Source organism: Pseudomonas sp. IT-P258 (assembly GCF_949767825.1).
GTDB lineage: Bacteria > Pseudomonadota > Gammaproteobacteria > Pseudomonadales > Pseudomonadaceae > Aquipseudomonas > Aquipseudomonas monachiensis.
This window is the reverse complement of record NZ_CATKPU010000109.1, coordinates 44108-59001: the sequence shown is the minus strand read 5'-3', so window position 1 is coordinate 59001 and position 14894 is coordinate 44108. Positions and strand designations below refer to the sequence as shown.

Sequence of the window (14894 nt, the reverse complement as noted above, 5' to 3'; positions counted from 1 at the left end):
ACTGACTGGAGAAATGGCCCGCTCTTGCTGTACAGTCGTTCAGCCCGCCGCCAACCCGCGCAGGCCTGAACGATTGAACCAAGGAGCGTGTCGCCCATGAACCAGGAAGCCCGTTTTTCCCGCATGGAACCGCAGTTGCGCAAAGCCAACCTGATCGAGGCGACGCTGGTGTGCCTCAAGCGTCACGGCTTCCAGGGCGCGTCGATCCGCAAGATATCCGCCGAGGCAGGGGTCTCGGTGGGGCTGATCAGCCATCACTATTCCGGCAAGGATGAACTGGTGGCCGAGGCCTACATGGCGATCACCGGGCGGGTCATGACCCTGCTGCGCGACGCCATGGAGCAAGCCGCGCCGAATGCCCGGGAGCGCTTGTCGGCGTTTTTCCGCGGATCGTTTTCCGCCGAGCTGCTCGACCCGCAACTGATCGATGCGTGGCTGGCGTTCTGGGGCGCGGTGAAAACCGCCGAGGCCATCAACCAGGCCCACGATCATTCCTATGGCGAGTATCGCGGCATCCTGCGCAAGGTGCTGGCGGAGCTGGCCCGGGAGGAAGGCTGGGAAAATTTCGACGCCGACCTGGCCGCCATCAGCCTCAGCGCCTTGCTCGACGGCTTGTGGCTGGAGTCCGGGCTGAACCCCGGCACCTTCACCCCGGAGCAAGGCATCCAGATTTGCGAGGCCTGGGTCGACGGTCTGCAGGCCGGCGGACGCCAGCGTTTTTGTCTGCAGACGATCGACTGTTGATCAGTCGTTCAGCAATCGATACTCTCTGGCGCCGATGCAGGAATACACTCTAATAAGAAACTGGCCTCAGGGCCTATGCCGGACACCAAGCGATGACTCCTCGGGTATTGATCGTCGATGACGATCCGCTGATTCGCGATCTGCTGCACGCCTACCTGTCCCAGGAAGGCTACGACGTCCATTGCGCCGCCACGGCGGAACTGGCGGAAACCTTCCTGGCCAGCCAGAGCGTCGACCTGGTGATGCTCGACATCCGCCTGCCGGGCAAGGACGGCCTGACCCTGACCCGTGAACTGCGGGTGCGTTCGGAAGTCGGAATCATCCTGATCACCGGGCGCAACGATGAAATCGACCGCATCGTCGGCCTCGAATGCGGCGCCGATGACTACGTGATCAAACCCCTCAATCCAAGGGAGCTGGTGTCCCGGGCGAAAAACCTGATTCGCCGGGTCCGTCATGCGCAAACGCCGGCGCCTGCCGTCGCGGTGGCCAAGCCGGTCAAGCAGTTCGCCGACTGGTCACTGGACACCGACCGCCGTCGCCTGATCGATCCGTCCGGCAGCGAAACCCTGCTGACTCACGGCGAATACCAGTTGCTCAGCGTGTTCCTGCGCAACAGCGGCCACACCCTCAGCCGCGACCAGTTGATGGACCAGATCCGCAACCGCGAATGGGTGCCCAACGACCGCTCCATCGACGTGCTGGTCGGGCGCTTGCGCCGCAAGTTGCATGACGATCCGGCCGAACCGCAGTTGATCATCACCATTCACGGCGCCGGTTACCTGTTCACCGCCAGTGTGGCGGCCTGAAGCTGATGGCGCGATGGCCTTGCCTGCTGGCGCTGCTGCTGGCCGGCCATGCCGTCGCGGCGGACAAGGTTCGCTATTGCGATTACCCGGTGTACCCGCCCGTGTCCTGGAGCGATGGCAAGCAAGTGCGAGGCCTGGCGCCGAATGTGGTGAAGAACCTGTTTGGCCGGTTGGGTTACGAGGTCGAGATGGTGGTGCTGGGCAACTGGAAACGCTGCCTGCTGGACGCCGCCGAAGGCCGGGTCGATGTGGTGCTGGCCTACAGCACTGCGCAACGGGAGCAGAGCATGCTGTTCTCGACGGTGCCGGTCTTGCGTGAAGAAGTGGCGCTGTTCATCAACCGCCAGCATCCGGTGAAATTCGAACAACTGGACGACCTGGCCCATTACCGTGGCGGCCTGTTGTTCGGCGAGAGCTATGGCGTGGAGTTCGATCGCATGGTTGCGCGCAACAACAATATCGAATGGGTTTCCGACAGCCACCAGAACTTCGGCAAGCTGATTCGCGGGCGCATCGATTTCATCACCCAGGAGCGGCGTACCGGCCAGTTGTACGTGGAAAACCTGCCCGGCGGCCAGGACATCGTCGCCTTGCCCAAGGCATTGAGCGTGGACTATCTGCGGGTTGCCGTGTCGCGACGCTCGCCCTTGGCCACTCGCATGCCCGAAATCAATGCGCAGTTGCAGCGCATGGTCGACGGCGGTGACATCGAGCGCTGGCTCAACGAAAGCGAAGTGACCTACCGCGACATGATCAACCTGCCGGCGGATGCGCAATGATTCGCGCCCGTCCCGGTGGACTGTTGCGGCGCCTGCTGCTGTTCATTCTGTTGTTCAGCCTGTGCTTCACCGTGCTGGCCAGCAGCGTGCAACTTTACATCGAGTATCGACGGGAAATGCGCGACATCGAATCGCGCATGGAGCTGATCCGCGCCGGCTACCTGGCCAGCCTGGAACGCAGTCTCTGGGACTTGAACCAGGAGCAGTTGAATGTGCAGTTGCGCGGGCTGGTGGACTTCTCCGATGTCGCACGGGTGCACTTGACCAGCGCCGATTTCGACCTGGTACAGGGCAATCCGCACCCCACTGGCCCGCTGCGCATCGAGCGCTTTGTCCTGGACTATCAGCCGCCGTCCGGCCCGTTGCGCAACCTTGGCGAGCTGGAGGTCAGCACGGATCTGGGGGCGGTGTACCAGCGTCTCTACGCCACCGGTTTGACCAGCCTGCTGTGGATGGCGGTGTTCCTCTGCGGCCTGGCCGTTGCCTTGTCGGGGCTGTTTTATCGACTGGTAACCCGGCACCTGAAAGTCATGGCCGAGTTTGCCCGGCGCATCGCCGCCGGTGAGTGGCACGAACCCCTGCACCTGGACAAGCGTCGTGGCAGCGACGAAATCGACACCGTGGCCCATGCGCTGGACGATATGCGTCGGGCGATCCTGCGGGACATCGAGCGCCGGGAAACCGATCGCCTGGCCTTACAGGACAACCGTGACGAGCTGCTGAAAATGGTCGAGCGCCGCACCGCCAGCCTGATGCGCGCCAAAGACGAGGCGGAAGCGGCCAACCTTGCCAAGTCGCGGTTCCTGGCGACCATGAGCCACGAACTGCGCACGCCACTGAACGGCATTCTCGGCATGGCCGAATTGCTGCGCGGCGCGCGCCTGGATGCCCAGGACGGCAAACGCCTGGATGCCTTGCACAAGGCCGGCGAAGGCTTGCTAACGATCCTCAACGAAGTGCTGTATTTCGCCAAGCTGGAGGAGGGCGTCAGCCATCCCGAACCGGTGGATTTCTCGCTGCGCCAGTTGCTCGACGAGGTGCTGACACTTCTGGAACCGCGAGCGCTGAACAACGACACGATCCTCAGTTGCCGCATCGATCAACGGATTGCCGAGTATCACCACGGCGCCGAGCAGTTCCTGCGCCAGGTGCTGAGCAACCTGCTGGCCAACGCGATCAAGTTCACCGAAGGCGGCGAAGTCGGCGTCGAGGTGGCGCTGCTTGGCGAAACCTGCGAACAGACCGGGCAGCGGCTGCGGGTCAGTGTCACGGACGACGGCATCGGCATTGCCCCTTTGATGCAGGAGAAGATTTTCGAGCGTTTCACCCAGGCCAGCGAAGAAGTCGCGCAACGTTTTGGTGGCACCGGGTTGGGGTTGGCGATCTGCAAACATCTGGTGGAGCAGATGGGCGGCTGCATCGGCGTGGACAGTGAAGAGGGGCGCGGCAGTTGCTTTTGGTTCGAGCTGTCCCTGCAACCGGCCAGCGGCGTGGCTGAGGTTGCGCCGGTTCGCGCGGCGGGGCCGGCACTGAACATCCTGGTGGTCGAAGACGTGGCGCTCAACCGCGAAGTGGTCAAGGGCTTGCTGCAACGGGACGGCCACCGGGTGTGGCTGGCCGAAGAAGCGGATCAGGCGCTGCAACACTGCGCGGCTCGGGTGTTCGACCTGATGCTGCTGGACGTGCATCTGCCGGGCATCAGCGGTGTCGAGCTATGCCGGCAGATTCGCAGCAGTGACGGGCCGAACCGCCATGCGCGCATTTTCGCCCTGACCGCCAGCGTGCAACCGGCGCTGGTGCGCGGTTATCTGGAGGCCGGCATGGACGGTGTCCTGGCCAAGCCCTTGAAGCTGGAAAACCTGCGCCAGGTGCTGGAAGGGCAGGCGCCTGTGACCGGGTCGCAGCCGAGCGATGAGGCAATGGACTGGCCGCTGTTGCAGACCCATCGCAGCCTGCTCGGTGCGCAAAAGGTCCAGGGCCTGCTGGCGGTGCTCCGCGACTCGATCCTGCAACACCGCGATGCGCTGCATGAAGCCATGGCCGCCAACGACTGCACAGAGGTCGCACAATTGGCTCACCGCCTGGCCGGTAGCTGCGATTCCCTGGGTTTTCGGGCCTTGGCCACAACGCTAAGGACGCTGGAGACCTTGGCGTTGGCAAACGATGAATCGGCGATCGAGCACATGAGACCCGCGCTCGATGAGCAATTGCAGCACTCGCTCGATACTCTCAAAGGCCTGTTGCAGAGCTGACGTACAAATTTGTTACGACTTTGTACAACTTCGATCTTTACGGTCAACGCGAACTTACATGGCTTTCCAATAATCGACGCAACCGCCGCAGCGCGGTCTTCGAAGCTTATTGGAGATAATAATAATGAATTGCCGTAAAGCTGATCCCTCCCTGCGCCGTGACGTCCTGTCGCGCGCTGTTCACCTCAACGACTGCTGAGGTGCCGACATGAACGAAAACACTGATCGTAAAGGCATACAGCTGACCCGCGCCCTCAAGAGCCGGCACATTTTCATGCTGTCGTTGGGCGGCGTCATCGGCACCGGGCTGTTCATGGGCTCCGGCGTGACCATCAATCAAGGCGGCCCGGTGGGGGCGATCCTGGCTTACCTGTTCGCCGGTTTCCTGATGTACCTGGTGATGGTCTGCCTGGGCGAACTGTCGGTGCAGATGCCGGTGTCCGGTTCGTTCCAGACCCACGCCACCAAATACATCGGCCCGGCCACCGGGTTCATGATCGGCTGGGTGTACTGGATGAGCTGGGCCACCACCGTGGGCCTGGAGTTCACCGCCGCCGGCATGCTGATGACCCGCTGGTTCCCGGCGGTGCCGATCTGGTATTGGTCGGCGCTGTTCGTGGTGGTGCTGTTCGGCATCAATGCCATGGCGACCCGCGCTTTCGGTGAAGCCGAATACTGGTTCTCGGGGATCAAGGTTGCGGCGATTCTCGGTTTCATCGTGGTCGGCGTGCTGGTGATCTTCGGCGTGATGCCCCTGAGCAGCGGCGCACCGGCGCCGATGGCGACTAATCTGATCGGCGATTCGTTGTTCCCCAACGGCCTGTCGGCGGTGTTCGCGGTGATGATGACCGTGGTCTACGCGTTCCAGGGTTGCGAGATCATGGGCGTGGCCGCCGGTGAAACCGATCAGCCGGAAAAAAGCATTCCCCGGGCCGTGCGCAACGTGGTGTTCCGCGTGCTGATCTTCTACGTGCTGGCGATCATCGTGCTGTCGGCCATCGTGCCGTGGCAGCAGGCGGGGCTGATGGAAAGCCCGTTCGTGCAGGTGTTCGACATGGTCGGCATTCCCTACGCCGCCGACCTGATGAACTTCGTGATCCTCACCGCGATCCTCTCGGTGGGCAACTCCGGCCTGTATGCCTCGACGCGCATCCTGTGGGCGATGTCGAAAACCGGCATGGCGCCGAAAAGCCTGTCGCCATTGAGCAAGCGTGGCGTGCCATTGCGCGCCTTGAGCATCACCCTGTGCTTCGCGCTGGTGTCGCTGATGACCAGCTTCGTCGCCGCCGACACCTTGTTCATGGTGCTGATGGCGGTGAGCGGCATGTCCGGCACCGTGACCTGGATTGTCATCGCGCTGGCGCAGTACAAGTTCCGCAAGGCGTACTTGCGTGAGGGCGGCAAACTCAGCGACCTGAAATACCGCGCACCCTGGTTCCCGGTACTGCCGCTGATGTGCATCACGCTGTGCTGCTCGCTGTTCGTGTTCCTGGCCCTGGATGAAACCCAGCGTCCGTCGCTGTATTGGGGCTTTGGCTTCATTGCCCTGTGCTATGGCGCGTACTTCCTGATCCATCGCAAGCGCCAGGGCGTATTGGCGCCGAGCTTGCCGACTGCCTGATCCCTTGAAGTAACCACACCCCCCTGTGGGAGCGGGCTTGCTCGCTCCCACATTGGTTTTGTGGTGGGCAAAAGATCTGCGGCTGACGTCCTGTCACCAGTTGTTCGAAGTTGTAACAGCGCCAACGGCTTACGCTCGCCCATCTATAAATAAATCAATAAAACCAATGTGTTACATGATTTTTGAGCTTGTTACAGCTCATCTCCCCGCCGATTGCCGCCTTACTGAACACTCGTTTAGTATGGCCTCAAGTCGCATCACCTCAGACCAATCACAATAATTCGAGGATTCCCATGACCACTCAATCGTCGCTGCTCAGCCAGGTCGAAGCAGGCGTTGCCTGGATCACCCTCAATCGCACTGCCCAGCGCAATGCGCTGGACATTCCGACGCTGAAAAACCTGCATGGCCTGCTCGACGCTTTCAACGCCGATCCGGCGGTGCGCGTGGTGGTGCTCACCGGTAGCGGCCGCAGCTTCTGCGCCGGCGCCGACCTCGATGAATGGGCCGATGCCGAAGCCCGGGGCGCGCTGGAGACCTACGGCTGGACCGAAACCGCCCACGCCCTGATGACCCGCCTGCACAGCCTGGAAAAACCCACCATCGCCGCCATCAACGGCACCGCCGTCGGCGCCGGGATGGACCTGACCCTGTGCTGCGACCTGCGCATCGCCGGGCAATCGGCACGCTTCAAGGCCGGCTACACCAGCATGGCGTACTCGCCGGACGCCGGCGCCAGTTGGCACTTGCCGCGTTTGATTGGCAGCGAACAGGCCAAGCGCCTGCTGTTCCTTGACGAGTTGTGGGGCGCCGATCGTGCCCTCGACGCCGGACTGGTCGGCGATGTCTGCGCTGACGATCAACTGCTGACGGTCACCAGCGAACTGGCCGCACGCCTGGCCGCCGGCCCGACCTTCGCCTTCGCCCAGACCAAAAAACTCATGCGTGAAGGCGCCGAACGCAGCCTCGCCGAACAACTGCAAGCCGAGCTCGCCGCCGGCCTGCTCTGCGGTCGCAGTGAAGATGGCAACGAAGCCCTGCGCGCCGCCATGGAAAAACGCCCGGCACGCTTCATCGGTCGTTGATTCCTCTCCATCTCCCAGAACACGAACAACAGGTAGCAGCATGAATTTCCAACTGACCCAAGAACAAGAAATGTTGGTGGACTCGGTACGCAGCTTCGTCGAGAAGGAACTGCTGCCTTATGAAGAACAAGTCGACCGCGCCGACGAGGTCTCCCCGGAACTGGCGGCGCAGATTCGCGGCAAGGCGATCGCCGCCGGCTTCTACGCCTTCAACATGCCCGAGGAAGTGGGCGGTGGTGGCCTGGACTACCTGTCCCAGGCGCTGATCGAACGCGAGCTGTCCAAGGTGTCCTGGGCGCTGCACGTGTTCGTCGCGCGGCCGTCGAAAATCCTCATGGCCTGCACCGGCGACCAGATCAACGACTACCTGTTGCCGTGCATCCAGGGTGAGAAGATCGACTGCTTCGCCCTGACCGAACCGGGTGCCGGCTCCGATGCCAATGCGATCAAGACCCGCGCCGTGCGTGAAGGCGACGACTTCATTCTCAACGGCAGCAAGCATTTCATCAGCCACGCCGGCCATGCCGATTTCGCCATTGTCTTCGCCGTGACCGACACCTATGAGCACAACGGCAAAAAGCGCAACGCCGTGACCTCGTTCCTGGTCGACCGCAACACCCCTGGCATGACCATCCGCCGTGGACCGAAGTGCGTGAGCAACCGCGGTTATCACACCTTCGAAATGTTCTTCGACGACTGCCGCGTGCCGGCCAGCAAAGTACTGGGCGAAGTCGGCAAGGGTTGGGAGGTGGCCAACGCCTGGCTGACCGCCGGGCGCGTGATGGTCGCGGCCAACTGCGTCGGTCAGGCCCAGCGCGCACTGGACGTGTCGCTGCAATGGGCGGCGGACCGCAAGCAATTCGGCCAGCCGATCGGCACTTACCAGGGCGTGTCGTTCAAATTGGCCGACATGGCCACGCAAATCCGCGCCGCCGAACTGCTGACCCTGCACACCGCCTGGAAAATGGACCAGGGCACCATGACCGATGGCGAGGCCGGCATGGCCAAGCTGTTCGCCAGTGAAGTACTGGGACGCGCCGCCGATGAAGCGGTGCAGATCTTCGGCGGCATGGGCCTGATGGACGAAGGTCCGGTGGAGCGCATCTGGCGCAACGCACGGATCGAACGGATCTGGGAGGGCACTTCGGAAATCCAGCGCCACATCATTTCCCGCGAGTTGCTGCGGCCGTTGCTGCGCTGACCGGCCCGGAGAATTCCCATGTCCCAAACCATTCGTGACAACCTCAAACGCATGCTCGCGCCGCAACACGTGGCGTTCGTCGGCGGCCGCAGCATGGCCCGCGCCCTCAAGCGCTGTGCCGAAGGCGGTTACCAAGGGCAAATGTGGCTGGTCAACCCGCAACACGACAGCCTTGAAGGGGTGCCGTGCGTGCGCAGCGTTGCCGAACTGCCTTGCGGCCCGGACGCCGTGTTCATCGCCACCAACCGCGAACTGACCCTGACCTGCGTCGCCGAACTGGCCGCCATCGGCGCGGGCGGCGCGATCTGCTACGCCTCCGGCTTCGCCGAGACCGGCGCCGAAGGCCAGGCCCTGCAACAGCAACTGCTCAAGGCTGCGGGCGACATGGCCTTGCTCGGCCCCAACTGCTACGGCCTGCTCGACTACCTGCACAGCTGCGCGCTGTGGCCGGTGGCCCATGGCGGCAAAGCGGTGGAGAAGGGCGTGGCGGTGCTGACCCAGAGCGGCAACTTCGCCTACAACCTGTCCATGAGCGACCGCTCGCTGCCGGTGGCCTACATGGCCTCGGTGGGCAATCAGGCGCAATTGGGCGTGGCTGAACTGATGGACGTGTTGCTCGACGAACCTCGGGTCACCGCCATCGGCCTGCACCTGGAAGGCCTGAAAAACGTGCCGGGGTTTGCCCGCGCCGCGCACAAGGCGCTGGAGAAAGGCATCCCGATCATCGCCCTGAAAACCGGCGTGTCGCAGATCGGCGCCGAACTGGCCCTGAGTCACACCAGTTCGTTGTCCGGCTCCGATGCGCTGTACGACGCGCTGTTCGACCGTCTCGGCGTGATTCGCGTCAGCGGCCCGGTGAGTTTTGTCGAAACTCTCAAAGCCGCGGCTTGCGGCAACCTGCCGGTGGGCAACAGCCTGATCGCGCTGGCCTGTTCCGGTGGCGATGCCGGGTTGATTGCCGACTACGCCGAACGCAACGAACTGGACCTGCCGCAACTCGATCAAGGGCAGGTCGGCGAACTCGCACAAGTGCTGCCGACCTACGCCAACCTGGTCAACCCGCTGGATTTCACCACGGCGATCTGGGGCGACGGCGAAGCCTTGAACCGCATGCTCGACAGCGCGCTGCGCACCGAAGCCGATGCGGCGATGCTGGTGCTCGATTACCCGTCGGAGTTCACCGGCGAGCGCAAGGAATGCGACCTGCTGCTGGAGTTGTACTGTGCGGCACTGCAACGTCACGGCAAGATCGGCTTCGTCACCTCGGCTTTCCCCGAGCTGCTGCCGGCCCATGCCCGTGAGCGTCTGCACGCCCAAGGCGTCGCGGCCTTGCAAGGTGTTGAAGATGGCTTGGCCGCGTGGGGTCGCATCGCCGGTTATCAGCGCAATCGCCAGGCTTTGCTGGCGCTGGGGGAATCGGCGTTGGTGCCGTTGTGCCCGCAAGCGCTTGCAGGCGAGGGACGCTTGCTCAATGAGTGGGACTCCAAACAGGCGTTAAAAGCCTTTGGCCTGCCGACGCCGAACGGCGTATTGAGCACCCCGGACAAGGCACTGAAGGACGCCGAGGCATTGGGCTATCCGCTGGTACTCAAAGCGGTCAGCGCTCAACTGCCACACAAGACCGAGGCCGGTGCCGTGGCGCTGAACCTCAAGGACGGCGTGGCATTGAGCGCTGCGCTGGAGAAAATGCGCGCCAGCATTGCCGCTTATGCCCCGGGCGTAGCCTTCGACCAGCTGTTGCTCGAACCCATGGCCAAAGCGCCGCTGGCTGAACTGATTGTCGGCGTCAAGCGTGAAAACGATTTCGGCCTCGCGCTGGTGATCGGTGCCGGCGGCATTCTGGTGGAGTTGCTCAAGGACAGTCACAGCCTGTTGCTGCCGACCACCGACGGCGCGATCCGCAATGCCTTGCTCAGCCTGCGCAGCGCGCCGTTGCTGCAAGGTTTCCGTGGTCGCGAGCCTGCTGACCTGGACGCCTTGGTGACCGCCATCCGCGCCGTGGCCGACTATGCCTGCGAGAACGCCGCTCACCTGCTGGAACTGGATGTGAACCCATTGTTGGTCGGTGCCCAGGGCACAACTGCGGTCGATGCGTTGATTCGCCTCGGCCAGGAGTGAGGACATGAATATGCAAAGCAAAACCTTGACCGGTGGCCAGGCCCTGGTGCGTCTGTTGGCCAACTACGGCGTCGATACCGTGTTCGGTATCCCCGGCGTACACACCCTGGAACTGTATCGCGGCTTGCCCGGCAGCGGCATCCGCCACGTGCTGACCCGCCATGAGCAGGGCGCCAGTTTCATGGCCGACGGCTATGCCCGGGTCAGCGGCAAACCCGGCGTGTGCTTCGTCATCACCGGCCCCGGCGTGACCAACGCCGCCACCGGTATCGGCCAGGCCTATGCCGACTCGATTCCGATGCTGGTGATTTCCAGCGTCAACCACAGCGCCAGCCTGGGCAAGGGCTGGGGCAGCCTGCACGAATGCCAGGATCAACGGGCGATGACCGCGCCGATTACTGCGTTCTCGGCAGTGGCACTGACCGCCGAAGACCTGCCGGAGCTGATCGCCCGTGCCTACGCGGTGTTCGACAGCGAGCGCCCGCGCCCGGTGCACATCTCGGTGCCGCTGGACGTGTTGTCGGCACCGATTGCCCGTGACTGGAGCAACGAGGTGGTGCGTCGCCCGGGTCGCGGCCCGGCTTCCGCCACCGCCATCGATCAAGCCGTGGCCAGACTGAAGGCTGCCAAGCGCCCGATGATCATCGCCGGTGGTGGTGCGCTCAATGCCACCTCTGAACTGCAAGAAATCAGCACCCGACTGGCCGCGCCACTGTTCACCAGTGTTGCCGGTAAGGGCCTGTTGGCACCGGATGCACCGTTGAGCGCCGGTTCATCCCTGTGTGTGGAACCGGGCTGGAACCTGATCGCCGAGGCCGACGTGGTGCTGGCCGTCGGCACCGAAATGGCCGACACCGATTTCTGGCGTGAACGCCTGCCGCTCAATGGCGAACTGCTGCGCATCGACATCGACCCGCGCAAGTTCAATGACTTCTATCCGTGCGCGGTTGCCTTGCACGGCGATGCACAACAAACCCTCAGCGGTGTGCTTGAGCGCCTGCCATCCGACGTACGCGACGCCGGCGCCGCCACTGCCTCGGTGGCCGCGCTGCGCGACTCGGTCAAGGCCAGCCATGGCCCGTTGCAGTCGATCCATCAATCGATTCTCGACCGTATCGCCGCAGAGCTGCCGGACAACGCCTTCATCAGCACCGACATGACCCAGCTTGCGTATACGGGTAACTACGCCTTCGACAGCCTGGCCATCCGCAGCTGGCTGCACCCGACTGGCTACGGCACCCTGGGTTACGGCTTGCCCGCAGGCATCGGCGCCAAATTCGGCGCGCCGCAGCGGCCCGGCCTGGTGTTGGTGGGCGACGGTGGTTTCCTCTACACCGCCCAGGAGCTGGCCACCGCGGTGGAAGAACTGGACAGCCCGCTGGTGGTGCTGCTGTGGAACAACGACGCCCTGGGGCAAATCCGCGACGACATGATCGGCCTGGATATCGAGCCCATTGGCGTGCTGCCGCGCAACCCGGATTTCGCCGCCCTCGCTCGTGCGTTCGGTTGCACCGTTAACCAGCCGCAAAGTCTCGCCGAGTTGCAAACCGACCTGCGCCACGGCTTCAAGCGCAACGGCGTGACCCTGATCGAGCTCAAGCACGCCTGTGCGCAGTGATTTGCATTTTAAGGGGATGAAGCGATGCGCTTTTCCGATCTGACTCAACGAATCGCCGGTGACGGCGCCGCCGCGTGGGACATTCACTACCGCGCCCTGGCACTGCGCGAACAGGGCGAAGACATTCTGCTGCTGTCCGTGGGCGACCCGGATTTCGACACGCCACAGCCCATCGTGCAGGGTGCTATCGACAGCCTGCGCAGCGGTAACACTCACTATGCCGAGGTGCGCGGCAAGCGTGCCCTGCGTGAAGCCATTGCCAGGCGTCATCAGCAACGCAGCGGCCAGTCCGTTTCGGCGGATCAGGTCACCGTGCTGGCCGGGGCGCAATGTGCACTGTTCAGCGTGGCCCAATGCGTGCTCAATCCGGGTGACGAGGTGATCGTCGCCGAACCGATGTACGTCACCTACGAAGCGGTGTTCGGGGCTTGCGGCGCCGTGGTGGTGCCGGTGCCGGTGCGCTCGGAAAACGGCTTCCGTGTGCTGCCCGAAGATGTCGCCGCGCGCATCACCCCGCGCACCCGGGCGCTGGCACTGAACAGCCCGCACAACCCGTCGGGCGCGAGTCTGCCGCGTAGCACCTGGGCCGCCTTGGCTGAGTTGTGCATCGGCCACGACCTGTGGCTGATTTCCGATGAGGTCTACAGCGAACTGCTGTTCGAAGGCGAGCACGTCAGCCCGGCGAGCCTGCCGGGCATGGCCGGGCGCACCGCGACCCTCAACAGCCTGTCGAAGTCCCACGCCATGACCGGCTGGCGCGTCGGCTGGGTGGTGGCACCGCCATCCCTGGCCGCGCACCTGGAAAACCTCGCGTTGTGCATGCTCTACGGCTCGCCGGATTTCATTCAGGACGCCGCCGTGGTGGCCCTGGAAAGCAACCTGCCGGAACTCGAGGCCATGCGCGAAGCCTATCGCCAGCGTCGCGACCTGGTGTGCGACAGCCTGGCCGATTGCCCCGGTGTGCGGGCGTTGAAACCCGATGGCGGGATGTTCGTGATGCTCGATATCCGCCAGACCGGGCTCAGCGCCCAGGCGTTTGCCGACCGTCTACTCGATCGCCACGGTGTGTCGGTGCTGGCGGGTGAGGCCTTTGGCCCGAGCGCGGCGGGGCATATTCGCCTCGGTCTGGTGGTCGGTGCCGAACCGCTGCGCGATGCCTGCCAGCGCATTGCCCGTTGTGCTCAAGAACTGATGGAGGCCCAGGTTCATGCTTAATCACAAGACACTGTTTATTGGTGGTGGCTGGCAAACCCCGTCGGGGCAGGGCATCGCCGAGGTGATCAATCCGGCCACCGAGGAAGTCTGCGGTAGCGTTCCGCTGGGTGATGAACTCGATGTCGAAAACGCCGTGGCGGCTGCACGCCGGGCCTTCGCTTCATGGTCACGCACACCGTCCAGTGTGCGTGCCGGGTATATCCGTGCCCTGGCCGATCAACTGCGCAATCGTGCCGATGAGATGGCCGCGGTCATCACCACGGAACTGGGCATGCCGGTGCAATGGTGCCGCTCGGTGCAGGTCGACGGGCCGATCACTGGCCTTGAGCAGTACGTTGAACTGGCTCATCTCATGGACGAAGTGCGCGAAGTCGGCAATTCGCTGGTGATCCGCGAGGCGGTGGGCGTCTGCGCGTTCATCAATCCGTGGAACTACCCGCTGCATCAGTTGATCGGCAAACTCGCCCCGGCACTGGCCGCCGGTTGCACGGTGGTGGTCAAGCCGAGCCAGGAAACCCCGCTGCATGCCTTCCTGCTGGCGCAAATGATCGAGGACATCGGCCTGCCGGCCGGGGTATTCAACCTGGTCAGCGGCCCGGGTTCGAAAGTCGGCGAAGCGCTGGCCAAGCACCCGGACGTGGACATGGTGTCGTTTACCGGTTCCACCGGCGCCGGCGTTCGCGTCGCGCAGGCGGCGGCGCCATCGGTCAAGCGGGTGTGCCTGGAACTGGGCGGCAAGTCGCCGTTGCTGATCGCCGAAGACGCCGACCTGGCAGCGGCGGTGCGCTACGGCGTGCAGGACGTGATGATCAACTCCGGCCAGACCTGCACCGCGTTGACCCGCATGCTGCTGCCGGCCAGCCGTTACGCCGAGGCCGTGGAACTGGCACTGGCGCAAACCCTGAGCCTGCCCATGGGCGACCCCCTCGACCCGCAAAGCTTCCTCGGCCCGATGTGTTCGGCCGGGCAGAAACGCACTGTGCTCGACTACATCAAGGTCGGCCAACAGGAAGGTGCACGGCTGCTGTGCGGCGGTGACACGCCGTCCGCGTTCGAGCGCGGCTTCTATGTCAGCCCGACCCTGTTCGCCGATGTCGACAACCGCATGCGCATTGCCCAGGAAGAAATCTTCGGCCCGGTGCTGTGCCTGATTCCCTACGCCGATGAGGCGCAAGCGATCCAGATCGCCAATGACTCGCCGTTCGGCCTGTCCAGCGGTGTCTGGGCCGGCAGTGCCGAGCGCGCCTTGCAACTGGGGCGGCAGATGCGCGCCGGTCAGTGCTTCCTCAACGGCGCGGCGTTCAATTATCAGGCGCCGTTCGGTGGCTACAAACAGTCGGGTAACGGTCGCGAATGGGGTGAGGAGGGGTTGAACGAGTTCGTCGAAGTGAAGGCGATCCAGGTGTGACGGTTGGCGATTCAAACTGTTCGTCAACCACGATGGTTGCTACT

11 protein-coding genes are annotated in these 14894 nt (G+C 63.7%); all 11 read left to right on the top strand.

All coding sequences use genetic code 11. The features are described from left to right. The first annotated feature begins 96 nt into the window (after positions 1-96). Entirely contained in the window at positions 97-744 is a 648-nt protein-coding gene (locus ACM6G4_RS27755) for a TetR family transcriptional regulator C-terminal domain-containing protein (protein WP_414915051.1), read from the top strand. A gap of 92 nt (positions 745-836) precedes the next feature. Then, entirely contained in the window at positions 837-1553 is a 717-nt protein-coding gene (locus ACM6G4_RS27750) for a response regulator (protein WP_046037067.1), read from the top strand. Between the two features lie 5 nt (positions 1554-1558). Continuing rightward, positions 1559-2332, top strand: coding sequence for a substrate-binding periplasmic protein (locus tag ACM6G4_RS27745; protein ID WP_056725057.1), 774 nt, complete (start codon positions 1559-1561; stop codon positions 2330-2332). Continuing rightward, positions 2329-4584: an ATP-binding protein gene (locus ACM6G4_RS27740; RefSeq protein WP_414915050.1), complete on the top strand. Its 2256-nt coding sequence runs from the start codon at positions 2329-2331 to the stop codon at positions 4582-4584. The genes ACM6G4_RS27745 and ACM6G4_RS27740 overlap by 4 nt, the downstream gene beginning before the upstream one ends. Positions 4585-4792: 208 nt before the next feature. Continuing rightward, positions 4793-6205 (top strand): amino acid permease, encoded by a 1413-nt coding sequence (locus tag ACM6G4_RS27735; RefSeq protein ID WP_414915049.1) that lies wholly within the window; start codon positions 4793-4795, stop codon positions 6203-6205. 293 nt (positions 6206-6498) lie between these two features. Continuing rightward, the gene (locus ACM6G4_RS27730) at positions 6499-7290 is read left to right on the top strand and encodes an enoyl-CoA hydratase/isomerase family protein (protein ID WP_056725050.1); all 792 of its coding nucleotides are present in this window, start codon (positions 6499-6501) and stop codon (positions 7288-7290) included. Positions 7291-7330: 40 nt separating this feature from the next. Then, positions 7331-8491, top strand: a complete 1161-nt coding sequence (locus ACM6G4_RS27725; protein WP_108215771.1) for an acyl-CoA dehydrogenase family protein — start codon at positions 7331-7333, stop codon at positions 8489-8491. An 18-nt stretch (positions 8492-8509) separates the two neighbouring features. Continuing rightward, the gene (locus tag ACM6G4_RS27720; RefSeq protein ID WP_414915048.1) at positions 8510-10609 is read left to right on the top strand and encodes an acetate--CoA ligase family protein; all 2100 of its coding nucleotides are present in this window, start codon (positions 8510-8512) and stop codon (positions 10607-10609) included. Positions 10610-10619: 10 nt separating this feature from the next. Further along, complete coding sequence (locus ACM6G4_RS27715) at positions 10620-12227, top strand: 5-guanidino-2-oxopentanoate decarboxylase (RefSeq protein ID WP_414915113.1); 1608 nt, start codon at positions 10620-10622, stop codon at positions 12225-12227. A gap of 24 nt (positions 12228-12251) precedes the next feature. Further along, a complete protein-coding gene (locus tag ACM6G4_RS27710; protein WP_414915047.1) occupies positions 12252-13442 on the top strand; it encodes a pyridoxal phosphate-dependent aminotransferase in 1191 nt (396 codons plus the stop codon). Then, positions 13435-14850, top strand: a complete 1416-nt coding sequence (locus ACM6G4_RS27705) for an aldehyde dehydrogenase family protein (protein WP_414915046.1) — start codon at positions 13435-13437, stop codon at positions 14848-14850. Before ACM6G4_RS27710 ends, ACM6G4_RS27705 begins: the two co-directional genes overlap by 8 nt. The last annotated feature ends 44 nt before the right edge of the window (positions 14851-14894 follow it).